This is a genomic window from Paractinoplanes hotanensis (assembly GCF_023717965.1).
Lineage (GTDB): Bacteria > Actinomycetota > Actinomycetes > Mycobacteriales > Micromonosporaceae > Actinoplanes > Actinoplanes polyasparticus.
The window spans coordinates 1-21,739 of sequence record NZ_JAMQOL010000040.1 but is presented as its reverse complement, the minus strand read 5'-3'; the positions used below and the strand labels follow the sequence as shown (position 1 = coordinate 21,739).

General features: G+C 70.4%; 17 protein-coding genes. 6 read left to right on the top strand and 11 right to left on the bottom strand.

Annotated elements, in window-relative coordinates; translation table 11 throughout:
• Nucleotides 1-237: 237 nt before the first annotated feature.
• From uvrC to rsgA, 5 genes are all read right to left on the bottom strand, one after another.
• Nucleotides 238-2,565, bottom strand: coding sequence for an excinuclease ABC subunit UvrC (gene uvrC, locus LXN57_RS27575; RefSeq protein ID WP_251801136.1), 2,328 nt, complete (start codon nucleotides 2,563-2,565; stop codon nucleotides 238-240).
• Nucleotides 2,566-2,663: 98 nt separating this feature from the next.
• A complete protein-coding gene (locus tag LXN57_RS27570) occupies nucleotides 2,664-3,194 on the bottom strand; it encodes a Rieske (2Fe-2S) protein (RefSeq protein ID WP_251801135.1) in 531 nt (176 codons plus the stop codon).
• Nucleotides 3,195-3,418: 224 nt separating this feature from the next.
• Nucleotides 3,419-6,379 carry an excinuclease ABC subunit UvrA gene (gene uvrA / locus LXN57_RS27565; RefSeq protein ID WP_251801134.1) on the bottom strand — a complete coding sequence of 987 codons (2,961 nt, stop codon included), beginning with the start codon at nucleotides 6,377-6,379 and terminating at the stop codon, nucleotides 3,419-3,421.
• A gap of 196 nt (nucleotides 6,380-6,575) precedes the next feature.
• A complete protein-coding gene (locus LXN57_RS27560) occupies nucleotides 6,576-8,369 on the bottom strand; it encodes a DUF6311 domain-containing protein (protein WP_251801133.1) in 1,794 nt (597 codons plus the stop codon).
• Nucleotides 8,370-8,394: 25 nt separating this feature from the next.
• Nucleotides 8,395-9,432, bottom strand: a complete 1,038-nt coding sequence (gene rsgA, locus LXN57_RS27555; RefSeq protein WP_251801132.1) for a ribosome small subunit-dependent GTPase A — start codon at nucleotides 9,430-9,432, stop codon at nucleotides 8,395-8,397.
• 247 nt (nucleotides 9,433-9,679) lie between these two features.
• Here rsgA and LXN57_RS27550 point away from each other — a divergent pair, with 247 nt between their 5' ends.
• The 3 genes from LXN57_RS27550 to LXN57_RS27540 are packed head-to-tail and all read left to right on the top strand — an operon-like array spanning nucleotide 9,680 to nucleotide 12,528.
• A complete protein-coding gene (locus tag LXN57_RS27550; RefSeq protein WP_251801131.1) occupies nucleotides 9,680-10,384 on the top strand; it encodes a maleylpyruvate isomerase family mycothiol-dependent enzyme in 705 nt (234 codons plus the stop codon).
• A complete protein-coding gene (locus LXN57_RS27545) occupies nucleotides 10,384-11,031 on the top strand; it encodes an MBL fold metallo-hydrolase (RefSeq protein WP_251801130.1) in 648 nt (215 codons plus the stop codon). The genes LXN57_RS27550 and LXN57_RS27545 overlap by 1 nt, the downstream gene beginning before the upstream one ends.
• 39 nt (nucleotides 11,032-11,070) lie before the next feature.
• Entirely contained in the window at nucleotides 11,071-12,528 is a 1,458-nt protein-coding gene (locus tag LXN57_RS27540) for a GGDEF domain-containing protein (RefSeq protein WP_251801129.1), read from the top strand.
• On the opposite strand, the gene LXN57_RS27535 is transcribed toward LXN57_RS27540, so the two are convergent.
• From LXN57_RS27535 to LXN57_RS27520, 4 genes are all read right to left on the bottom strand, one after another.
• On the bottom strand, nucleotides 12,515-13,246 hold the full coding sequence (locus LXN57_RS27535) for an aspartate/glutamate racemase family protein (protein ID WP_251801128.1): 732 nt from the start codon (nucleotides 13,244-13,246) through the stop codon (nucleotides 12,515-12,517). The two genes, LXN57_RS27540 and LXN57_RS27535, sit on opposite strands and share 14 nt — an antisense overlap.
• Nucleotide 13,247: 1 nt before the next feature.
• Nucleotides 13,248-14,780 (bottom strand): NCS1 family nucleobase:cation symporter-1, encoded by a 1,533-nt coding sequence (locus LXN57_RS27530; protein ID WP_251801127.1) that lies wholly within the window; start codon nucleotides 14,778-14,780, stop codon nucleotides 13,248-13,250.
• A gap of 26 nt (nucleotides 14,781-14,806) precedes the next feature.
• A complete protein-coding gene (locus LXN57_RS27525) occupies nucleotides 14,807-15,541 on the bottom strand; it encodes a GntR family transcriptional regulator (RefSeq protein ID WP_251801126.1) in 735 nt (244 codons plus the stop codon).
• A gap of 165 nt (nucleotides 15,542-15,706) precedes the next feature.
• Nucleotides 15,707-16,828, bottom strand: coding sequence for an epoxide hydrolase family protein (locus LXN57_RS27520; RefSeq protein ID WP_251801125.1), 1,122 nt, complete (start codon nucleotides 16,826-16,828; stop codon nucleotides 15,707-15,709).
• Nucleotides 16,829-16,920: 92 nt separating this feature from the next.
• On the opposite strand from LXN57_RS27520, the gene LXN57_RS27515 reads away from it, so the two are divergent.
• Both LXN57_RS27515 and LXN57_RS27510 read left to right on the top strand, forming a co-directional pair.
• The gene (locus LXN57_RS27515; RefSeq protein WP_251801124.1) at nucleotides 16,921-17,523 is read left to right on the top strand and encodes a TetR/AcrR family transcriptional regulator; all 603 of its coding nucleotides are present in this window, start codon (nucleotides 16,921-16,923) and stop codon (nucleotides 17,521-17,523) included.
• A gap of 105 nt (nucleotides 17,524-17,628) precedes the next feature.
• Nucleotides 17,629-18,228 (top strand): ATP-dependent Clp protease proteolytic subunit, encoded by a 600-nt coding sequence (locus LXN57_RS27510; RefSeq protein WP_251801123.1) that lies wholly within the window; start codon nucleotides 17,629-17,631, stop codon nucleotides 18,226-18,228.
• A gap of 38 nt (nucleotides 18,229-18,266) precedes the next feature.
• Here the strand turns inward: LXN57_RS27510 and LXN57_RS27505 are convergent, their stop codons facing one another.
• On the bottom strand, nucleotides 18,267-18,692 hold the full coding sequence (locus tag LXN57_RS27505) for an uL11 family ribosomal protein (RefSeq protein WP_221381832.1): 426 nt from the start codon (nucleotides 18,690-18,692) through the stop codon (nucleotides 18,267-18,269).
• A gap of 147 nt (nucleotides 18,693-18,839) precedes the next feature.
• Entirely contained in the window at nucleotides 18,840-19,637 is a 798-nt protein-coding gene (locus LXN57_RS27500) for a transglycosylase SLT domain-containing protein (protein WP_251801122.1), read from the bottom strand.
• 138 nt (nucleotides 19,638-19,775) lie between these two features.
• Here LXN57_RS27500 and typA point away from each other — a divergent pair, with 138 nt between their 5' ends.
• Entirely contained in the window at nucleotides 19,776-21,644 is a 1,869-nt protein-coding gene (gene typA / locus LXN57_RS27495; RefSeq protein ID WP_251801121.1) for a translational GTPase TypA, read from the top strand.
• The last annotated feature ends 95 nt before the right edge of the window (nucleotides 21,645-21,739 follow it).

Here is a 21,739-nt window from a genome sequence, read left to right as displayed (position 1 = left end):
ATCTCGACTGGCTGACCCACGCCGCGAATTTCCACCGGGCTGCGAACCGACCAGCGCGCTTCGGGCTCCAGCGACGGGTCTGATCACCCTCCCTCCCGATCGGGGCCGACCCTACGTTCTTCCGGACGATCAGGCTTCGGGTTGTCCACAGGCACGGCGATACGGGCTGGGCGCTGTCCACAGGGAGCGCAGGCCGGTCACCGCTCGGTGGTGGCGGCGGTGACCGGACGACTGTGGCTAGTGGTGCGGCTGCGCCTCGGGCCGGGGGGCCTTCGAGCGGTTGGCGCCGGCCTTCGTGCGACCGGCGCCCCCGGCCGGCACCGGGCCGGGGTCCGCGTTGCCGGTGTCGGCCGGCTGGGCGGGCTCGGGGTTGAGCGCGGCCAGCAGCGCCTCGGCTGTGCGGCGGCCGATGCCGGGGATCTCGGTGATCTCTTCGGGGGTCGCGGCGGACACTCGTTTGAGCGAGCCGAAGTGGCGCAGCAGTGCCTTGCGCCGGGTTTCGCCCAGGCCGGGCACGTTGTCGAGCGCCGAGGCGGTCATTCGCTTCGAGCGGCGCTGGCGGTGGAACGTGATGGCGAAGCGGTGGGCCTCGTCGCGGACGCGTTGCAACAGGTAGAGCGCCTCGGAGGTGCGCGGCAGGATCACCGGGAAGTCGTCGCCGGGCAGCCAGACCTCTTCCAGCCGCTTGGCCAGGCCGCACAGCGCCACGTCGGTGATGCCCAGGTCGGAGAGGACGGCGGCCACCGCGTTGACCTGAGGCTGGCCGCCGTCGACGACGACGAGTTGCGGCGGGTAGGCGAAACGGCGGGGGCGTCCGGTCAACGGGTCGATGCCGGGCAGGTCGGCGGTGGCTACCTCGTCGCCCTCACCAGGCCCAGCCGCCATCACTCCCCCAGCGGTCGTCCCACCGGTCGTCCCACCCGCGATTGCTCCACCAGCAGCCAGCTCTCCACCGGTCGCACCTCCAGCAGACGCCGCTTCACCGGTCGCACCCTCAGCAATCGCCTCAAGAGCCGCCGCTTCGCCGGCCGCGGCCGCCTCGGCCCAGCCCACAGCGGCCGTCTCCGAGCCGACCGCACCCACGTCCGCGTCGTCCAGATCTGCCACGCTCAGGTCGTCGGGATCGTCAGGGTGGTCGCGCGGGGCGTCGGCGCCCGGCTGGGCGCGGAAGCGGGCGAACCGCCGCCGCATCACCTCGCTCATTGCCGCCAGGTCGTCGGTGCCGCTGCCGTCGGGGTTGCCGCGGATGGCGAAGCGCCGGTATTCGCTCTTGCGGGCCAGGCCGTCCTCGAAGACGACCATCGAGGCCACCACGTCGGTGCCCTGGATCTGGGACACGTCGAAACACTCGATGCGCAGCGGCGCCGAGTCGAGCCCGAGCGCCTCGGCGATCTCGTCGAGGGCCTTGCTGCGGGTGGTCAGGTCGCCGGCCCGGCGCAGCTTGTGGCGTTGCAGCACCTCGCCCGCGTTGCGGGACACCGTCTCCATCAGCGACCGCTTGTCGCCCCGCTGCGGCACGCGCAGCGAGACCCGGCTGCCCCGGTGCTCGGAGAGCCAGTCGGCCAGGGCGCCGGCGTCGTCGGGCAGCGCGGGCACGAGCACCTCGCGCGGCACGTCGCCCTCGCCCTCTTCGCCGCCGTAGACCTGGCTGCAGAAGTGGTGGACCAGGTCGCCGGTGGTCAGGTCTTCCACCTTCTCGACGACCCAGCCGCGCTGGCCCCGCACCCGCCCGTCACGCACGTGGAAGACCTGGACGGCCGCCTCGAGCGGGTCCTCGGCGAAGGCGACCACGTCGGCGTCGGTGCCGTCGCCGAGCACGACGGTCTGCTTCTCCATCGCGCGGCGCAGGGCGGCGATGTCGTCGCGCAGGCGGGCCGCCCGCTCGAACTCGAGCTCTTCGGAGGCCTGCATCATGTCGCGTTCGAGCCGCTTGACGAACGTGTCGGTGCGCCCGGCCATGAAGTCGCAGAAGTCGTCGACGATGGCGCGGTGCTGCTCGGCCGAGACCGTGCCGACGCAGGGGGCCGAGCACTTGCCGATGTAGCCGAGCAGGCAGGGGCGGCCGATCTGGCCGGCGCGCTTGAAGACACCGCTCGAGCAGGTGCGCGCCGGGAAGACGCGGAGCAGCAGGTCGAGCGTCTCGCGGATGGCCCAGGCGTGGGAGTAGGGGCCGAAGTAGCGCACACCCTTGCGCTTGGCGCCGCGCATCACCTGGAGCCGCGGGAATTCCTCGTTGAGCGTCACCGCGAGGAACGGATAGGACTTGTCGTCCCGGTATTTCACGTTGAAGCGCGGGTCGAACTCTTTGATCCAGGAGAACTCGAGCTGCAGCGCCTCGACCTCGGTGCCGACAGTCACCCAGTCCACGCTGGAGGCGGTGGTGACCATCTGCTGGGTACGCGCGTGCAGCGACCAGGTGTCGGCGAAGTACGAATTCAGCCGGTTCCGCAGATTCTTGGCCTTGCCCACGTAGATGACACGGCCGCCCGGGTCGCGGAAGCGGTAGACGCCCGGCGACTCGGGAATGGTGCCCGGCGCGGGGCGGTAGCTGGAGGGGTCTGGCACAGGCTCAACAGTAATCCGGGGGACTGACATGATTACCCGACCGGAGGTCCGTCGCCGCCGCCACGGCGCGGACCTCCGGCCCGGGAATCATCGGAGATCTAGGCCGCGACGATGTTGTCGCCGTCCACCTTGACCTCGGTCGCGGGCAGCGCCTTGGTCGCCGGCCCCGAGGTCGGCTCCCCCGTCTCGATCGAGAACCTGCTGTTGTGGCAGGGGCACGAGATCTGGCCACCGTCGATCTTGTTGACGTCGCAGCCGGCGTGCGTGCACACCTTGCTGAACGCCTTGAAGGTGCCGGCCACCGGCTGCGTGATCACGAAGTCGCCGGCGATGATGCCGCCACCCTCGGGCACGTCGCCCACGGCCGCGAGGGCTGCGCCCCCGCCGTTGTCGCCCGAGCCGCCGTCGCTCCCGCCGGGGCCGTTGCTGCCGGCCGGGCCGGGGTTGTTGCTGAAGTCGGTGCCGTTGCTGTTGGTGGACGAGGTGCCCGTGCCGCAGGCCGCCAGGACGGCCGTGGCGCCTGCCGCACCGGCGCCGAGCAGGACCACACGGCGCGTCTTGGCCGAACGCGGACGTCCGGGCTCCTCCTCGTGGAGCTCGGCGTCGGTCGTGGTCTGCACGTCTGTCATCGGTTGTCCTCCAGTGCCTGGTCCGCGTGAGTGGTCACACGGCGTCGCCTCTACATACGCTGGCGCGGCTCGCCGAGTTCAGGCGTACCGCGAAAATATCCGGTGCCGGGTGCGGACTTCTGGTGGGGTTCGTCGGCTTTTGCCCCGCACAAAGCACTGCCCGGTCGAGGCTATGTCCTCGACCGGGCTTCGTAGCTTTGAGTCACCTGTGATGTTGCTGAAGGTCAGACAGCCGCCTTGGCCCGCGACCGCGTCGTCCGGGCCCGGGGTGCGGCCTTGGCCGGGCTGCCGTTGGCCTTGGCGGCCCGGGCCGTGGCGTCCGGAGCGCCCTTGCCCTCACCCTCGAGGCCCAGCATGTGACGCAGGAACTGACCGGTGTGGCTCTCGGGCACCTCGGCCAACTCTTCCGGCGTGCCGGTGGCCAGCACCAGGCCGCCCTTGCTGCCGCCCTCGGGGCCCATGTCGATCAGCCAGTCGGCGTTCTTGATCACATCGAGGTTGTGCTCGATGGTGATCACCGTGTTGCCCTTGTCGACCAGGCCGTTGAGCACCAGCAGCAGCTTGCGGATGTCCTCGAAGTGCAGACCGGTGGTCGGCTCGTCGAGCACGTAGACCGTCTTGCCGGTCGACCGCTTCTGCAGCTCGGACGCCAGCTTGACGCGCTGCGCCTCACCACCGGACAGCGTCGGCGCCGGCTGGCCGAGACGCACGTAGCCCAGGCCGACGTCGACCAGCGTCTTGAGGTGGCGGTGGATCGACGTGATCGGCTCGAAGAAGGTCGCCGCCTCTTCGATCGGCATCTCGAGCACCTCGGAGATCGTCTTGCCCTTGTAGTGCACCTCGAGCGTCTCGCGGTTGTAGCGGGCGCCCTTGCACACCTCGCACGGGACGTAGACGTCGGGCAGGAAGTTCATCTCGATCTTAATCGTGCCGTCGCCCGCGCAGTTCTCGCAGCGGCCGCCCTTGACGTTGAACGAGAACCGGCCCGGGCCGTAGCCGCGCACCTTGGCCTCGGTCGTCTCGGCGAACAGCTTGCGGATGTTGTCGAAGACACCCGTGTACGTCGCCGGGTTGGACCGCGGCGTGCGGCCGATCGGCGACTGGTCGACGCCGACGACCTTGTCGACGTTCTCGAGGCCGGTGATGCGGGTGTGCCGGCCCGGCACCATGCGGGCGCCGTTGATCTGGTTGGCCAGCACGGTGTAGAGGATGTCGTTGACCAGGGTCGACTTGCCCGAGCCGCTGACACCGGTGACCGCGATGAACTGCCCGAGCGGGAAGCCCACGGTGAGGCCGCGCAGGTTGTGCTCGCGGGCGCCCTGCACGACCAGTTCGCGGCCTGGGATCTGCGGGCGGCGGCCGGCCGGCGTCGGGATCGACTTGCGGCCTGACAGGTAGGCCCCGGTGGGCGACTTCCGGTTCTTCAGCAGGCCCTCGACCGAGCCGCTGTGCACGATGTGACCGCCGTGCTCGCCGGCCCCCGGGCCGATGTCGACGATCCAGTCGGCGGTGCGGATGGTGTCCTCGTCGTGCTCGACCACGATCAGCGTGTTGCCCAGGTCGCGCAGCCGCACCAGGGTCTCGATGAGCCGGTGGTTGTCGCGCTGATGCAGGCCGATCGACGGCTCGTCGAGCACGTAGAGCACGCCCACCAGGCCGGACCCGATCTGGGTGGCGAGCCGGATGCGCTGCGCCTCGCCGCCCGAGAGCGTGCCCGCGCCACGGTCGAGCGACAGGTATTCCAGGCCCACGTCGACCAGGAACCGCAGCCGGGCGTTGATCTCTTTGAGGACCCGCTCGGCGATCATCTTCTGCCGGTCGTCGAGCGCGATGCTCGCCAGCAGGTCGGCGCAGTCACCGATCGACAGGTTGCAGACCTCGGCGATGCTCTTGCCGGCGATCGTCACGGCCAGCACCTCGGGCTTGAGCCGGGAGCCGCCGCAGACCGGGCAGGGCACGTCGCGCATGTAGCCCTCGTACTTGTCGCGCGACCAGTCGCTCTCGGTGTCGTTGTGCCGCCGCTCGATCCACTGCACCACGCCCTCGAAGCCGGTGTAGTAGGACCGCTCGCGGCCGTACTTGTTCCGGTAGCGCACGTGGACCTGGTCTTCCGAGCCGTGCAGGATCATCTTCTGCGCCCGGCTGGGCAGCTGCCGCCACGGTGTGTCGACGCTGAACTTCTCGGCCTTGGCCAGCGCCTCGAGCAGGCGCAGGAAGTATTCCTGGGTCTGACCGCCGGACCACGGCTGGATCGCGCCCTCGCGGATGCTGCGCTCCTCGTCCGGGATGAGCAGCTCGGGGTCGACCTCTTTCTTGGTGCCCAGGCCGGTGCACTCGGGACACGCGCCGTACGGGGCGTTGAACGAGAACACCCGGGGCTCGAGGTCCTCGATGGCCAGCGGGTGGTCGTTCGGGCAGGCCAGGTGCTCGGAGAAGCGGCGCTCGCGCTGCGGGTCGTCCTCCGGCAGGTCGACGAAGTCGAGCAGCACGATGCCGCCGGCCAGGCCGAGCGCGGACTCGATCGAGTCGGTGAGCCGCTGCTTGCCGGCCGCCTTGACGCTGAGCCGGTCGACCACCACCTCGATGGTGTGCTTCTCCTGCTTCTTCAGCTTCGGCGGCTCGGTCAGCGGGTGGACCACGCCGTCGACCCGGGCCCGGGCGTAGCCCTTGGCCTGCAGGTCGGCGAACAGGTCGATGTATTCGCCCTTGCGGCCGCGGATGACCGGGGCGAGGACCATGAAACGGGTGCCCTCGTCCATCTCGAGGACGCGGTCGACGATCTGCTGCGGGGTCTGCTTGCTGATCCGCTCGCCGCAGACCGGGCAGTGCGGGATGCCCGTGCGCGCGAACAGCAGGCGCAGGTAGTCGTAGACCTCGGTGATGGTGCCGACCGTCGAGCGCGGGTTGCGCGAGGTCGACTTCTGGTCGATGGACACCGCCGGGGACAGGCCCTCGATGAAGTCGACGTCGGGCTTGTCCATCTGCCCGAGGAACTGCCTCGCGTACGACGACAGGGACTCGACGTAGCGACGCTGCCCCTCGGCGAAGATCGTGTCGAACGCGAGGCTGGACTTGCCGGAGCCGGACAGACCGGTGAACACGATCAGGGCGTCGCGGGGCAGGTCCAAGCTGACGTCGCGCAGGTTGTGCTCGCGCGCGCCTCTAATAGTCAAACGGTCGGCCACCAGCCAGCCTCTCCGTACAGGTGTTTGAAAAGAGCAGAGCCGCGGCCACTCTAGCCATGGGGTACGACAAGTTTTGCCGCCGACAGCGCCGCCTACGTGCAGCGCTTGTCACATCGCGCTAATTCCCGCACTCCCGGCCGGGTAATCGGCTTTTGATTCCGCTGAAGGGGTGATGGCCCGGGGTGGTTGGACAGGGTCACTCGTTCGGTGGAACAGGCAAGAAGCGTACGTCCCACAGGCGTACGCCGCCCACCTGCTGAGGCGGGCCGAGCGCGGCCGTGAGCGTGTCGAGCAGCGGTCCCTCGTTGCGGCTGCCGGGCACCAGAACCACCACAGCGGCCCGCCAGAAGATCAGGTCTTCGGTGATCCGGGCCTTGTCGCCCGCGGTCAGCGGGGGGCGTACGCCGTACTCGCGCACCCGCCACAGCAGGTCGGAGGTGAACCGGCGCGGCGCGTTCCACGATCCGGTGCGGTCGAGCGGCGGGGCGACCGGGCCCATGAAGTAGCCGCGCGGGGACCGGTAGTCGAGCAGGGTCTGCGCCGACCAGCGCACGCCCGCCCGGCCCGTGGTGACCTCGGGCAGCGGCACCGTGACCAGGCTGCGGTCGTCGGTCACGTACTGCCGCCAGGTGCCCTCGGCGATGAACGGCGGCAGCGGGTCGGCCTCGACGACCGGCAGTGGCTTGGGGAACAACGGCACCAGGGCGAGCACGAGGCCCACCTGCCACAGCCGGCGCCCGCGCGGCGTGAAGCCGCGCACGCGGTCGGTGGCCAGCGCGAGGAGCACGCCGGCGATGGTCGCGGGCACCATGGCGAACCGGGTGACGCTGACCAGGTCGATGATCGGCACGTGGCTGACCAGCCCGAACGGCAGCGGGACGGACGTGCGGTGGCCGAGGACGACGAGGGTGGGGCCCATCGAGGCGACCAGCAGGACGAGGGCGGCGATCGCGGTGGCGCGGGCGGCCACCGAACGCCACAGCACCACCACCGACGCCACGATCATCACGAAGCCGACCGGGCCGAAGAACACGTTGTCCTCCGTGCCGCTGACGCTCATCCGCCGGGTGAGCTCGGCGTTGCCGGCCAATGACTGCCGGGCGAACCCGACCAGCGAGGCGAGGTCGGTCGCGTACTTGTCGGGGGCGAACGGCTGGCCGCTGTAGTTGCCCGGACCGAAGAACTGGAACCACAGCGGATAGGCCAGCAGAGCGCCGGCCACCGCGGCCGCCACCCCGAGGCCGGCGAGCAGATGCCGCGCGTCCTGCCGGGCCCGGGCCGGGGCCATCAGGGCGTACGCGATGACGAACACGCCCAGGGCCATCGCGGTGAAGAGCAGGCTCTCCTCGTTGATGAAGACCTGCAGCACGATCAGCAGGCCGAGGACGACGCCGCCGCGCCACTGCCGGCCGGGCTCGCGCAGCCGCAGCACCTGCCAGACGATGAACGGCAGCACCCACTGACTGACGAAGTTCACATGGCCGTTGGCGTGCGAGATCATCGTCGGCGCGAAGCCGCACCACAGGCCGCCGATCCAGGCCGCGACCCGGCTGGTCACCAGGTGGCGCGACAGCACCCAATACCAGGCGAAGGCCGTGCCGGCCAGGCCGAGCGTGAGCAGCAGCACGACCGCGACGGCCGGCCCGAAGAAGTGCGTGACCGGCGCGAACGGCAGGCTCACGGCCAGCACCGAGGTGTTGGCCATCATGTTGACGCCGTCGGGCACGTTGATGCGGTCGCTGAACAGCGGGTTGTCGCCGTGGAAGAGCACCCGCTCGCCGTGGGCCAGGAAGAACTGGAAGACCCCGTGGTCGTCGTCGTTGCTGGCCAGCACCCGGCCGCTCGGGTCGCGCCAGAGCTGGATCATCACCAGCACGGCGAGCGACAGATAGCTCAGCCCTGCCCCAAGGTCGGCCCGGGAACGCCGCGGCGCCGGCGGCTCGGGCCGGGGTTCGGCCTTGCCTTCGACGACTTCCTCCACCGCACGCACCGGTGCATTGTGACAGAGGGATGCGTCAGGAACGCCTGCGGCGGTGCCCGGCCGCCCCGGTCAGGCGGGCCGACTGCCGCGCCGACTCGACCTCGATCTCGTGTCGCAACTTGCGCCAGCTGGCCAGCCGCCGCGGGGCCAGTGTGCCGTCGGCCACCGCCCGGGCCACCGCGCAGGCGGGCTCGGTCTCGTGCCGGCAGTCGTCGAAGCGGCACCGCGCGGCCACCCCGGTGATGTCGGCGAACGCCCGGGCCAGGCCCTCCGCGGTGTCGAGCAGACCGACCCCCCGGATGCCCGGCGTGTCCAGCACGGCGCCGCCGCCCGGCAGCAGAACCAGATTGCGGTACGCGGTGGTGTGCCGCCCCTTGCCGTCGACGTCGCGGATCTGCTGCACGGGCATGACCGGCGTGCCCGCCAGCGCGTTGACAAGCGTCGACTTGCCCGCGCCGGAGCGCCCCAGCAACGCCAGGGTGCGACCCTTCCCGGCGTACGCGCGAAGTTGCTCGACGCCGAGCGAGAGCCGCGCGCTGACCGCGACCACCGGCACACCCGGCGCGATCCCGGCGATCTGCCGGCTGATCGCCTCGGGGTCGGCCGACGTGTCGGCCTTGGTCAGCACCAGCAGCGGCCGGGCGCCGGACTCCCAGGCCAGGGCGAGCAGGCGCTCGATGCGCGCGTCGTCCGGTTCGGGGTGGATCGGCTCGACCACGGCGACGGTGTCCATGTTCGCGGCGAGAACCTGGCCGGTGCTGTCCTTGTCGGAGGTGCGGCGCACCAGGCAGGTGCGCCGGGGCAGGACAGCCTCGATCGTGGTCCGCCGGTCGGGCCAGTGCCGCAGCACCACCCAGTCGCCGGCGCAGGGCAGCAGCGCCGGGTCTTTCGCCGCTTTGAGCAGCACACTGCCGCCGAGGCTGGCCCGGGCGACGCCGTCCTGGCCGAGGACGGTGCAGACGCCCCGGTCGGCGCGCAGCACGCGGCCCGCGGTGGCGTCGGAGCGGTCGTAGGGACGGTATGCGGATACGAGGAACTCGTCCCAGCCGAGCTGGGACAGATCGTGCGACATGGGTGAACCCGTTTCGGGACGGGAGGCGGCCTGACCGTGGGTCAGCCCAAGGCCTCCGGGTGAAGGGACGCCAGGACGAACAGCACGCTCCCCACCTCCTTCGCGGGATCTGGTCGACGCGTCTGCACCGACGGTACGGTCGCGGCTACCCCGGCGAAAGTGATTTCCTCTCCGCTAGGGTCGTCGGGGTGACTCGATTTCAGCTGTCATGCCGTACCGGCCCTCGCTTCGCTCGGTGCGGTCCGTCATGACGATGGATCCGCTGGTTCTGCTGACGGACGTCGACCGAGCCACCGACGACCTGCTGCGCACGGCGGCCGACCTCGATCCGGCAGCTGTCGGCTCGCCGTCGCTGCTGCCCGGGTGGACGGTCGGGCACGTGCTGACCCATGTGGCCCGCAACGCCGACGCCCTGACGAATCTGCTGATCACGGCCCGCACCGGGGTCGAGACCCCGCCGTACGCGTCACCGGAGGAGCGCGAGGCCGGCATCAACGACGGCGCCGGCCGGCCGCTGCGCGAACAGCTGGAGGACATCCGCGCCGCGCACGAGCGCTTCGCCGACGCCGGGGCGGCTCTGCCGGCCGAGGGATGGGCGGTCTTCCTGCCCTGGCTGGGGCAATCGGCTGCGGCAGTGCCGTGGACCAGGTTGCGCGAGGTGACCGTGCACCACGTCGACCTGGGGCTGGGGTACACGCCGGCCGACTGGTCGGACGCGTTCGCGCTGCGGCTGCTGCGCGAGATCGTCGCCGGGGCCGGCGCGGACGCGCACCCTCTGCAGCTGCGCCCCTACGGCATCGAGCACGTGCTGACGATCGGCGACGCGGCGGACGCGCCGGTGGTCGGCGGCCCGACCAAGTCGATCGCGGCCTGGCTGACCGGCCGGGGCGACGGCGCCGACCTCACCGTCTCGCCCGACGGCGAGCTCCCGACCCCGACGAGGTGGAAGTGATGGCGTACACCGGAGAGGTGCGGCGCGGCGGCGCGCCCGCCGTCCGTGACCTGGGCTCCTTGACGATCACCAAGGTGTCGGTGGGCGAGATGGACAACAACGCCTACCTGCTGCGCAGCGGCGACGAGCAGATCCTGATCGACGCGGCCGACGACGCGCCGACGTTGCTCGAGCTGGTCGGCGAGCCCGGGCTGGAGACGGTTGTCACCACCCACCGCCACGGCGACCACTGGCAGGCTCTGGCCGAGGTGGTCGAGGCCACCGGCGCCGCCTCGCTGGCGCACGCCGCCGACGCGGACGGCATCCCCGTGGTCACCGGCACCGTGCGCGAGGGCGACCTGATCGCGGTCGGCGAGCACGCCCTCGAGGTGATCCACCTGGTCGGCCACACGCCCGGCTCGATCGCCCTGCTCTTCCACGACCCGAACGGCGTCGGCCACCTGTTCACCGGTGACAGCCTGTTCCCCGGTGGCGTCGGCAACACGCGTGGCAACAAGGAGAACTTCGAGTCGCTGCTCAACGACGTCGAGCTCAAGCTGTTCACCCGGCTGCCCGACGAGACCTGGTTCTATCCGGGCCACGGCAACGACTCGACGCTCGGCAAAGAGCGTCCCCACCTGGCCGAATGGCGTGACCGCGGCTGGTAGTTGCCTTGAGCGCAGCTCGCCCGTGCCGATGAGGAGGGTATGAGACGTGTGCCGGCCCTCCTGGTGCCGACGTTTGCCCTGCCGGCCGGCGCGGTTTCCGCAGTAGCGCCGGGCACTTCGGCGGCACACTGGTCGTACCTGGCGGCGTTCGCGGTCCTGGTCGCCCTGGCCTGGGTGCGGCTGCGCACGCTGCGGGGCCCGACCCGCTCGGGATACGCGTTCATCGTGGCCGCGCTGTCGGTCTGGCTCGCCGGCGATCTGCTCTTCGACGCCCTCACTTGGATCATCGGCGACACGGACACGGTCACCCCGTCCGACCTGCTGTGGCTCGCCGGCTACCCGTTGCTGGCGGCCGGGCTGGTGCGGCTGACCCAGTTGCGCGCTCCCGGCCGGCTGCGCGAGGGCATGCTCGACGGCCTGGTCATGGCGACGGTCATGGCCTGGCTGTGCTGGCAGTTCGTCATCCTGCCGGCCGCCGAGCACGAACGGCTGTCGCTCCAGATCGTGGTGTCCGCGTTCTATCCGTTCGGCGACGTGCTGCTGTTCGCCGCGACCGCGATACTCGTGCTCACGCCGGGCACCAAGCGCGGCCCGACGCCGTACCTGGTCGGCGCGCTCGCCCTGACCCTGATCGGCGACGTCGGCATCTCGACGCTGCCGGAGCTGTTCCCCGGGCTGTCCGAGACGCTCCAGACCGACCGCCTCGACGGCGTGCTGCTGCTGGCCAACAGCCTGCTCGTGGCCGCCGTCGTGCACCGCGACGCCGACCGGATCGCCGACCGGGTGTCCCGCGAGCAGCGCCTGCACCCGGCCCGGGTCGTCTTCCTGGGGATCGCTCTGGTGGTGCTGCCGACGACGGCCGGGCTGCACACCCTCGAGACCACGCTCAGCCGGGTGTCGCTGGTCGTCTCGGTGGTGCTGATGACGACGCTCGTCCTGGTGCGCTTCGTCTTCGTGGTGCGCGAGCAGGAACGCATCCGGGCCGCGCTGGCCCATCAGGCCGGGCACGACCAGCTGACCGGCCTGGCCAACCGCCCGACGCTGCACTCGCTGCTGGAACACACGCTGTCCGGGCCGCGCGGCGACGGCCCGCGCGGCGACGGCTTCGGCCCGGTGCTGTTCTACCTCGACCTCAACGGCTTCAAGGAGGTCAACGACCGGTACGGGCACGCGGCCGGCGATGCCGTGCTGGTCGAGTTCGCCCGCCGCCTGGAGGCTGCTCTGCGCCCGGGCGACGTGGCCGCGCGCCTCGGCGGCGACGAGTTCGTGGTGCTCGCCGGTGACGTGACCGGCGACCAGGACGCCCGCTTGCTGGCTGAACGCCTGCGCGGGCTGGCCGCGGAGCCCGTACGCCGGGGAACCGATCTTTATCCGATCGGGGTGAGCGTCGGCCTGGCCGCGGCCGGCGGTCTCGCCCAGCCCGACGCGGACGCCCTGCTGGCGGCGGCCGACGCCGCGATGTACGCCGAGAAGAGCGCCCGCCTCAGCCGGACGTGATCCCGAACCCGGTCAACGGGCCCGTGTACGGCTTGGCCGGTGGCGGGGCGTACTCGCCGCGCTTCGACGTGCGCACGCCCAAGGCGACCAGCGACTGCACCAGCACGGTGGCCGCCGCCACCCCGTCGATGACCGGGACGCCGAGTTCGGCCGAGGCCCGGGCGCACAGGTCGGCCATGCCCGCGCAGCCCAGCACGATCACGTCGGAGTCGTCCCGGTCGAGCGCGGCCCGGGCCACCTCGACCACCCGATCGAGCACGCCGGGGTCGCGCTCGAGATCCAGAACCGGGATGTCACAGGCGTGCACCCCGCGGCAGGCGCCCGCGCCGACGTAGCGCCCGGCCAGATCGTGCGCTCTCCCCCGCGTACGGGAAAGGGTCGTGACCACGCTGAAGCCGCGACCGACCAGCGTGGCCGCGTGCATCGCCGCCTCGGCGATGCCGACCACCGGACCCACCGCCAGCTCCCGGGCCGCGTCGAGCCCGGGATCGCCGAAGCAGGCGAGCACGAAACCGTCGGCCTCGGGCGCCGAAGCGATCGCCTGCAGGATGCCGGGGACCGCCAGGGCCTCGTCGTAGTGACTCTCGATCGACGCCGGCCCCATCGCCGGGGTGACCGCCTCGACGACGGTGCCCGGACCGGCGACGGCCCGGGCACTCGCCGCGATCAGCGCGGTCATCGACTCCGTGGTGTTGGGGTTGATGACGCGGATCCGCATGTCAGCCCTTGAGCACCCGGTCGGCGCCGCTCGTCCCGGCGACGCGGAACCGGGCCGCCAGCAGCAGATAGACCACGAAGCCGAGGCCCATGCCGATGAACCAGCTGTACTGCGCGGTGGTGCGCATGCCCGGCCCGCCGGTCCACAGCACCGGCACCATCGCGATGACCGCGCCGACCGCGGTCGCGATGATCGCCGGCGGGTTGTAGCCCTTCTTGTAGTGGTATCGGCCCTCGGGCGACATCGTGAACAGCGCGTCGACGTCGATCTGCTGGCGGCGGATCAGGTAGTAGTCGGCGATCAGCACGCCGAACAGCGGGCCGATGAAGGCGCCCAGGGTCTCGAGCGTGTAGTGGATGACATCCGGGTTGTTGTAGAGGTTCCAGGGGGTCAGCAGCACCGAGCCGACCGCGGCGATCATGCCGCCGGCCCGCCAGCTGATCCGTTGCGGGCTGACGTTGGAGAAGTCGAACGCGGGCGAGATGAAGTTGGCGACGATGTTGATGCCGATGGTGGCGATGGTGAAGGTCAGCGCGCCGAGGGCGATCGCAAACGTGCTGTCGATGCGCGACACGGTCTCGACCGGATCGGTGATCAGCTCGCCGAAGACCGGCAGGGTCAGCGAGGCGGTGACGACCACGAGGATCGCGAAGAACAGGAAGTTCAGCGGCAGGCCGAGCAGGTTGCCCTTCTTCACGGCGCTGAACGACCGGCCGTAGCGCGAGAAGTCACCGAAGTTGAGCATCGGGCCCGAGAAGTACGACACCACGAGCGCGATGGCGCCCAGCATGACCGGCACCGCGTCCCAGCCGTGGTACTTCACGTCACCCAGGTTGAGGTCGATCTCGCTCCAGCCCGCCTTGTAGATCAGGTAGCCGCAGAGCAGCACCATGACGACGTAGACGGCCGGGCCGCAGAAGTCGATGAACTTGCGGATCGTCTCCATGCCGGTCCAGAACACGGCCGCCTGAAGGACCCAGAGCAGCGCGTACGTGCACCAGCCGAGCAGCGGCAGGCCGAGGAACCCGTACTGGTCGACATCGGCGTACGGGGCCAGACCGGGCCAGAACTTGAGAACCACGATGTCGAGGGCGGCCGAGGCCAGGTAGGTCTGGATGCCGTACCAGGCGACCGCGATCGCCCCGCGGATGATCGCCGGCACGTTGGCCCCGAGCACCCCGAACGCGGCCCGGTTGATCACCGGGTACGGCACGCCGGTGACCTGGCTCGGCTTGGCGACCAGGTTGCAGAAGAAGTAGACGATGGTGATGCCGACGACCAGCGACACCAGCACCTGCCAGCTCGACAGGCCCAGCGCGAACAGGCTGCCCGCGGTCACGTAGCCGCCGACGCTGTGCACGTCGGACATCCAGAAGGCGAAGATGTTGTAGGAGCCCCAGTGCTGATTCCGCAGGGGCGCCAGGTCCTCGTTGGTCAGGCGCGGATCGTAGGAGGGTTTGATGACGCCGCTGCCGACCGGCATGCCGGCGGCTTCGACCAGGTCCTCGGGCTTGCTCGTGGTGATGTCGGCCATAGCCGTGACGCTAGGTATCGGCTGTTTCACATGGATGAGCGGAACTGTATATCTTCCGGCTCGAACAGCCCGGTGTCCTGCGGCAAGGCCCCGATCGCGGCCTGCAGCCGATGGTGGTGGGTCGCGAACACCGCGATCAGCGCGTCGGGATCGCGCGCGCAGAAGGCGGCGAGCATGCCCGCGTGATCGGCGTGCAGCAGCTCGCGTTCGGCACTGTCCAGATGTGACATCGGCTGCAGCGGCTCGGTCTGGTTCCAGGCCAGGTCGAGCATGTGCAGCAGGCGCCGCATCCGGCACGGCCGGATCAGCGCCAGGTGGAAGCGCCGGCTCTCCCGGTGGTAGAGCCTTCCGTCGTACGCCTGGATCGCCTCGTCGAGGGCCGAGTGCGCGGCCCGGGCCCGTTCGTCGTCGTCCGCGCACGCCAGCTCCACGGCCGCCCGCAGCCCGGCCGTCTCCAGCGCCTCGCGCACCAGATAGATCTCGGCGAACTCCGGCGCGGTCATCATGGCCACGCGGTAGCCGCCGTTGGGCCGGTGATCGACGAGCCCCTCCCCGATCAAGGTCATCAGGGCTTCGCGTACGGGGATCCGGCTCACGCCGAAGGCGGTCGCGACCGCGTCGACCGGGATGGCGGAACCCGGCGGCACCTGCCCGTCCAGGATGATGCCGCGCAGCTCGTCGAGAATGACGTTCTGCGGGCGGCCCAGCGGCCGGTCGGCCAGCCGCGAGATCAGGATCGACCGGCGGCGTGGACCTGGCATGCCCGGACTCTAGACGAAGCCGGTTACCGGCCCTTTACCGTGCTGATCCAGGTGGTCCCGCATCTGTTGCGCGAAGCCCTCGGCGAAGGCCAGCTGGTCACGCAGCGCCTGCCCGGCGATGCCGCCGGGCCGACCGCCTCACCGCCGGGCAGGCGACGGGGAGAATTACCGCGGCAGCCCGGCGAAGAACGCGCGTACGTCGTCGGCGAACATCTTCGGCTGCTCGGCCGAGAGGAAGTTGCCGCCGGCCGGCAGCTCCGTCCAGTGCGTGACCGGAGTGTCCCGCTCGGCGAACCGCCGCACCGTGATGTCGGTGACCCCGAGCGCCACCCCCAGCGGCACCGTCGACTTCTCTTTCGGGGCCCACGCCGACGGGTCGTGCGCCATCTCGTAATACAGGTTGGCCGACGAGCCCGCCGTGCCCGTGAACCAGTAGAGGCTCACGTCGGTGAGCAGCAGGTCGCGGTCGACGGCGTCCTCGGGCCGGGCGGCGGCCGGGTCGGTCCACTCCTGGAACTTCTCGACGATCCAGGCCAGCTGGCCGACCGGCGAGTCGTGCAGACCGTAGGCGAGCGTCTGCGGGCGCGTGGACTGGATCGCGTTGAAGCCCATCTTGTCGTCGCGGAACTCCTGGAGGCGGCCCAACCGGCCCTGCTCGGCCTCGGTGAGCCCCTCGAACTCGGCCGGGTCGCCCGAGGGGAACGTGATGTGGCCGTTGACGTGCACGCCGATCACCCGGCCGGGCTGTTGACGCCCCACCTCGACGGCGATGGCGGCGCCACCGCCGTTGCCCTGCACGCCGTACCGCTCGTAGCCGAGCCGGCTCATGACCTCGGCCAGCGCGGCGGCGCTGCGGCCCGTCGACCAGCCCGCCGAGGTCAGCGGGCCGGAGAAGGCGACCCCGGGGTTGCTGGCCAGCACGAGGTGGAAGTCGGGGCTGAGCGCCTCGACGACCGGCAGGTAGAGGGCGAACGAGCCGGGCCAGTCGTGGCTGATCAGCAGCGGGACCGCGTCGGGGTTGGCCGAGCGGATGTGCGCGAAGTGCAGCGTCTGGCCGTCGACCTCGGTCAGGAACTGGGGCAGCTCGTTGAGCCGGGCCTCGGCGGCACGCCAGTCGAACTCGCGCTCCCAGTAACGGGCGAGCTCTCGCAGGTACGCCACCGGGACGCCGCGCTGCCAGGCCTGGCCGGGGATCTCGCCGGCCCACCGGGTGCGGGCGAGGCGATCGCGCAGGTCGTCGACGTCGGCCTGGTCGATGGCGATGCGGAAGGGGCGGATCTCGGTCATGTCGGCTCCCGGTCTACCGTTCGGAACGGAATGCTTCGTTCCGTTTCAACCTAGCAGAGCGGAACGTTCCGTTCCAGAGGTAATCTGGGCCCATGACGGCAGGCAGGGCGCGCGAGGCCGCCCGCAACAGTGAGACGATCCTCGCCGCGGCGCGAGAGGTGTTCCTGGCCGACGCCCGGGCGCCGATCGCGGCCGTCGCCGAGCGCGCCGGCGTCGGCATCAGCGCGCTCTACCGGCGCTACCCCGGCAAGGAAGACCTGCTGCGCACGCTGTGCCACGAAGGGCTGCGCCGGTTCATCGCCGAGGCCGAGCAGGCCGCGCGCGAACCCGACGACTGGGCGGCGTTCGAGACGTTCCTGCGGGGCGTGGTGGAGGCCGACGTGCACTCGCTGACCGTCCACCTCGCCGGCACGTTCACCCCCACGGCCGAGATGAACGCCGACGCGATGCGGGCGAGCGAACTCGGCGACGCGCTGTTCCAGCGTGCCCGCGGCCGCATGCGACCGGGTGCCGTGCCGGCCGACATGACGGTGCTGCTCGACATGTGCGCGGCGGTCCGGGTGCTCGACGCCGGCCGCACCACCGAGTTGCGCCGGCGCTACGTGACTCTGCTGCTCGACGGCCTGCGCGCGCCGGGCGACCTGCCCGGCCCTCCCCCGGCCGAGGCCGAGGTCAACTGGCGGTGGCGAGCCTGAGGCCCCTCAGCCCTCAGCGGAAGGGGGCGTCGGGGTTCGTGGGGCTGGATAGGGTGAAGGTGCCCGCGGCTCCGAACGGCGGGCGTCGGGAGGTGTGCGGTGGAGATGCGGCACGATCCGATGCGCTGGGGCCAGCCCCAGCCCCAGCAGCCGGAACCGTGGCAGCAGCCGGCCATGCCCGGCTGGCTCGAGGAAAAGCTGTTCGACCAGCGAATCGTGCTGGTCCGGGGCCAGCTCACGGCCGAGGCCGCCACCGGGATGGCCGCCGCGCTGCTGACCCTGGATTCCGCCGGGCCGGCGCCGGTGCAACTGCACCTGGCCAGCCAGGCCGGCGAGCTCGGGGCCGTGCTGTCGATCATCGACGTGATCGATGCCATGGCCGCGCCCGTGCACGCGGTGGTCACCTCGCAGGTCGGCGGGGCCGTGGTCGCCCTGCTCGCCGCGGCCGAGCGCCGGGCCGCCTACCGGCACGCCCGGTTCAAGCTCAACGAACCCCGGTCCACCGGCGTCACCGGCACGGCCGACGAGGTCGCCCGGGCCGCCGGGCAGCACCTGCGCGAACTCGAAGAGGTCACACTGCGGCTGGTCGAGGTCACCGGGCAGTCGCGCAGCCGGATCGAGGACGACCTGTCGGCCGGGCGCGGCCTCACCGCCCAGGAGGCCCTCGAGTACGGGCTGATCGACGAGATCATCGGCAAGGCATAAAACGGGCCCCGGAAAACCGGGGCCCGTTTTCAGGTGGTTCAGGAAGCGAGCTTCACGCCCATGGAGCGGGCGGTGCCGGCGACGATCTGGATCGCGGCATCGATGTCGTTCGCGTTGAGGTCGGGGAGCTTGCGCTCGGCGATCTCCTTGACCTGGGTCTGGCTCAGCGTGCCCACGGTCTGGGTCAGCGGGTTGGACGCGCCCGACTGGATGCCCAGAGCCTTGCGGATCAGGAAGCTGGTGGGCGGCGTCTTGTAGGCCAGCGAGTGGCTGCGGTCCTCGAAGACGCTGACGATGACCGGGATGATCTCGCCGCGGTTCTTCGCCGTCGCCTCGTCGTACTCGACCTTGACCGCACGCATGTTGGCCCCGGTCGGACCAAGCATCTTGCCGAGGTCGACCATCGCGGCGTTACCCGCCTCAAGTGCGAGGGTTACCTCATGAGTCTTTTTCTTGGGCGGCATTGCGTAAGGCTCCTTAAGGTGAGCTGCACAAGCTAGAGCAGCTCGCCAGCTTCTTCAACACACGACAACCCCGAGACCTTACAACCGGGCCGGTGAACCGGTCAAAACGGCGAGTCTCGGGTTCCGCCTCCCAGTGTATCTCGGCCGTCAGAACTGGTCGCACTCGCACCGGTTCATCAGCGAGCGCACCGCCGCCACGTACTGCGGGTTGGGCAGGGTCTTGCTCTGCGCCGCCGCCTCGATGCCGCCCTGACCGGCGTTGTAACCCGAGATGACGACGTTCAGCAGGCACCACGAGGTGTGCGACTTGCACCTGCTCGGGCTCAGGTTGTAGTTCTCGTTGAAGTAGTTCTGCCCCGCCCACCGCGTGAACCAGGCCATGTAGTTGGCGCCCGCGTACGCGTTGTCCTTGTAGTTCTTCGCGTCGTAGGCCAGGCCGAACCGGTTGTTGACGAAATCCACGGTGTCCGGCATGACCTGCATGACGCCCGTCCCGCCGTCACAGTTGTGGATGTTGGTCTGCCAGCCGCTCTCCTGCCAAGCGATGGCCTTGACCAGCGGATAGTTCAACTTCAAGGTCGGTGCTTCGGTACGCCAGTAGATGCGCGACGAGGCCGACCGCAGCGCCTTCTTGACCGTCTTCTTGGGCACCGGCTTCGTCTTGTCGTAGTGCGCACAGGCCGGCAACTCGCTCCAGAACGCGGGCTGGGTCGGCTCGGCGGCCCTGGTGGTGGCCTTCTTCGACGGTTTCTTCGACGTGGCCACCGGCGCGGGCGTCGGCGCCTCGGTGACTTCGGCGATCGGCTCGGGCTCCTCGGACGGGGCCACCGACTCCGCGGTCGGCGCCGGAGCCGCCACCTCGTCGTCGTTACCGCGGACCAGCCCGCAGCCGGTGGCTATGACCAGCGCGACGACGGCCGCGCCTATCTTGAGTCCTCGCGCCATCTCATTCCTCCCCGTAAGCACCTGTTGCCGGCGGACGCTAACCCTTCGTCCCGATCCGGCGCAGCACCCTTAAACGAGGACTGAAACGTCGATCGACCCCGACCCGCGACCGCAACTTTCTCCGGGGACAATGGTGGTATGCAGACCCGCACCGACCTACGCAACGTCGCCATCATCGCCCACGTCGACCATGGCAAAACCACCCTGGTCGACGCCATGCTGCGCCAGGGGAGCCAGTCCCACGCACGGGGCGAGATGGCCGACCGCGTCATGGACTCCGGAGACCTGGAGCGGGAAAAGGGCATCACCATTCTCGCCAAGAACACGGCGATCAGCTACCAGCCGACCGGGGCCGACGCGCCCGTCACCATCAACATCATCGACACCCCCGGCCACGCCGACTTCGGCGGCGAGGTCGAGCGCGGGCTCACGATGGTCGACGGGGTTGCCCTGCTCGTCGACGCGTCCGAGGGCCCGCTCCCCCAGACCCGATTCGTGCTCCGCAAGGCGCTGGCCGCCAAGCTGCCGATCATCCTGATCATCAACAAGGTCGATCGTCCCGACGCTCGGATCAAGGAGGTCGTCGACGAGACGTACGAGCTCTTCCTCGACCTCGACGCCGACGAGCACCAGATCGAGTTCCCGATCGTCTACGCGTGCGCCCGCGACGGCATCGCCTCGCTCAACCAGCCCAAGGACGGCACCGTCCCCGAGGACGCGACCGACCTCGAGGTGCTGTTCAACACCATTCTCGAGACCATCCCCGCGCCGACCTACACCGAGGGCGCGCCGCTGCAGGCGCACGTCGTCAACCTCGACGCCTCCAACTTCCTCGGCCGCCTCGCGCTGTGCCGGGTGCACGAGGGCACGATCCGCAAGGGCCAGACCGTGGCCTGGTGCAAGACCGACGGCACGATCAGCAACGTCCGCATCTCGGAACTGCTGATCACCGAGGGCCTCGAGCGCAAGCCGGCCGAGAGCGCCGGCCCGGGTGACATCATGGCCGTCGCCGGCATCTCCGACATCATGATCGGCGAGACCCTGGCCGACGCGGAGAACCCGATCCCGCTCCCGCTGATCACCGTCGACGAGCCGGCCATCTCGATGGTCCTCGGCACCAACACGTCGCCGCTGGTCGGCAAGGTCAAGGGGGCCAAGGTCACGGCCCGCATGGTCAAGGACCGCCTCGACCGCGAGCTGGTCGGCAACGTCTCGCTGCGCATCCTCAACACCGAGCGGCCGGACGCCTGGGAGGTGCAGGGTCGTGGCGAGCTCGCCCTGGCCATCCTGGTCGAGCAGATGCGCCGCGAGAACTACGAGCTCACCGTGGGCAAGCCGCAGGTGGTCACCAAGACCATCGACGGCAAGGTCCACGAGCCGGTCGAGCGGCTGACGATCGACGCCCCCGACGAGTACATGGGCGCCATCACCACGCTGCTGTCCACCCGCAAGGGCCGGATGGAAGAGCTGATCAACCACGGCACCGGCTGGCTGCGCATGGAATGGCTGGTCCCGGCGCGCGGCCTGATCGGCTTCCGCACCGAGTTCCTCACCGAGACCCGCGGCACCGGCATCATGCACCACCTGTTCGAGGACTACGAGCCGTGGTTCGGCGAGCTACGCACCCGCAGCAACGGCTCGATGGTGGCCGACCGGGCCGGCGCGGTCACCGGGTTCGCCATGATCAACCTGCAGGAGCGCGGCCAGCTCTTCGTCGAGCCGGCCACCGAGGTGTACGAGGGCATGATCGTCGGCGAGAACTCCCGCGAGGACGACATGGACGTCAACATCACCAAGGAGAAGAAGCTCACCAACATGCGGGCCGCGGCCGCCGACAACACCGAGCGCCTGATCCCGCCGCGCAAGCTCTCGCTGGAGCAGGCGCTCGAGTTCTGCCGCGAGGACGAGTGCGTCGAGGTCACTCCGGCCGCGGTGCGCATCCGCAAGGTCGTGCTCGACCAGCAGACCCGCGGCCGGGCCGCCGCCCGCCGCAAGCACCAGCAGTAAACCCACGTCAACACCGAATACGTCAACGGCAGATGTCGTAGCGGGGGGGGGGGGGGGGGCCCCCCCCCCCCCCCCCGCGGGGGGGGGGGCGGGCG

Excerpts from the sequence above, each read along its gene's own strand:
- LXN57_RS27570 (WP_251801135.1), bottom strand. The coding sequence starts at position 3,194 with ATGACAGACGTGCAGACCACGACCGACGCCGAGCTCCACGAGGAGGAG.
- rsgA (WP_251801132.1), bottom strand. The coding sequence starts at position 9,432 with ATGTCGCACGATCTGTCCCAGCTCGGCTGGGACGAGTTCCTCGTATCC.
- LXN57_RS27550 (WP_251801131.1), top strand. The coding sequence starts at position 9,680 with ATGACGATGGATCCGCTGGTTCTGCTGACGGACGTCGACCGAGCCACC.
- LXN57_RS27545 (WP_251801130.1), top strand. The coding sequence starts at position 10,384 with ATGGCGTACACCGGAGAGGTGCGGCGCGGCGGCGCGCCCGCCGTCCGT.
- LXN57_RS27540 (WP_251801129.1), top strand. The coding sequence starts at position 11,071 with ATGAGACGTGTGCCGGCCCTCCTGGTGCCGACGTTTGCCCTGCCGGCC.
- LXN57_RS27535 (WP_251801128.1), bottom strand. The coding sequence starts at position 13,246 with ATGCGGATCCGCGTCATCAACCCCAACACCACGGAGTCGATGACCGCG.
- LXN57_RS27530 (WP_251801127.1), bottom strand. The coding sequence starts at position 14,780 with ATGGCCGACATCACCACGAGCAAGCCCGAGGACCTGGTCGAAGCCGCC.
- LXN57_RS27525 (WP_251801126.1), bottom strand. The coding sequence starts at position 15,541 with ATGCCAGGTCCACGCCGCCGGTCGATCCTGATCTCGCGGCTGGCCGAC.
- LXN57_RS27520 (WP_251801125.1), bottom strand. The coding sequence starts at position 16,828 with ATGACCGAGATCCGCCCCTTCCGCATCGCCATCGACCAGGCCGACGTC.
- LXN57_RS27515 (WP_251801124.1), top strand. The coding sequence starts at position 16,921 with ATGACGGCAGGCAGGGCGCGCGAGGCCGCCCGCAACAGTGAGACGATC.
- LXN57_RS27510 (WP_251801123.1), top strand. The coding sequence starts at position 17,629 with ATGCGGCACGATCCGATGCGCTGGGGCCAGCCCCAGCCCCAGCAGCCG.
- LXN57_RS27505 (WP_221381832.1), bottom strand. The coding sequence starts at position 18,692 with ATGCCGCCCAAGAAAAAGACTCATGAGGTAACCCTCGCACTTGAGGCG.
- LXN57_RS27500 (WP_251801122.1), bottom strand. The coding sequence starts at position 19,637 with ATGGCGCGAGGACTCAAGATAGGCGCGGCCGTCGTCGCGCTGGTCATA.
- typA (WP_251801121.1), top strand. The coding sequence starts at position 19,776 with ATGCAGACCCGCACCGACCTACGCAACGTCGCCATCATCGCCCACGTC.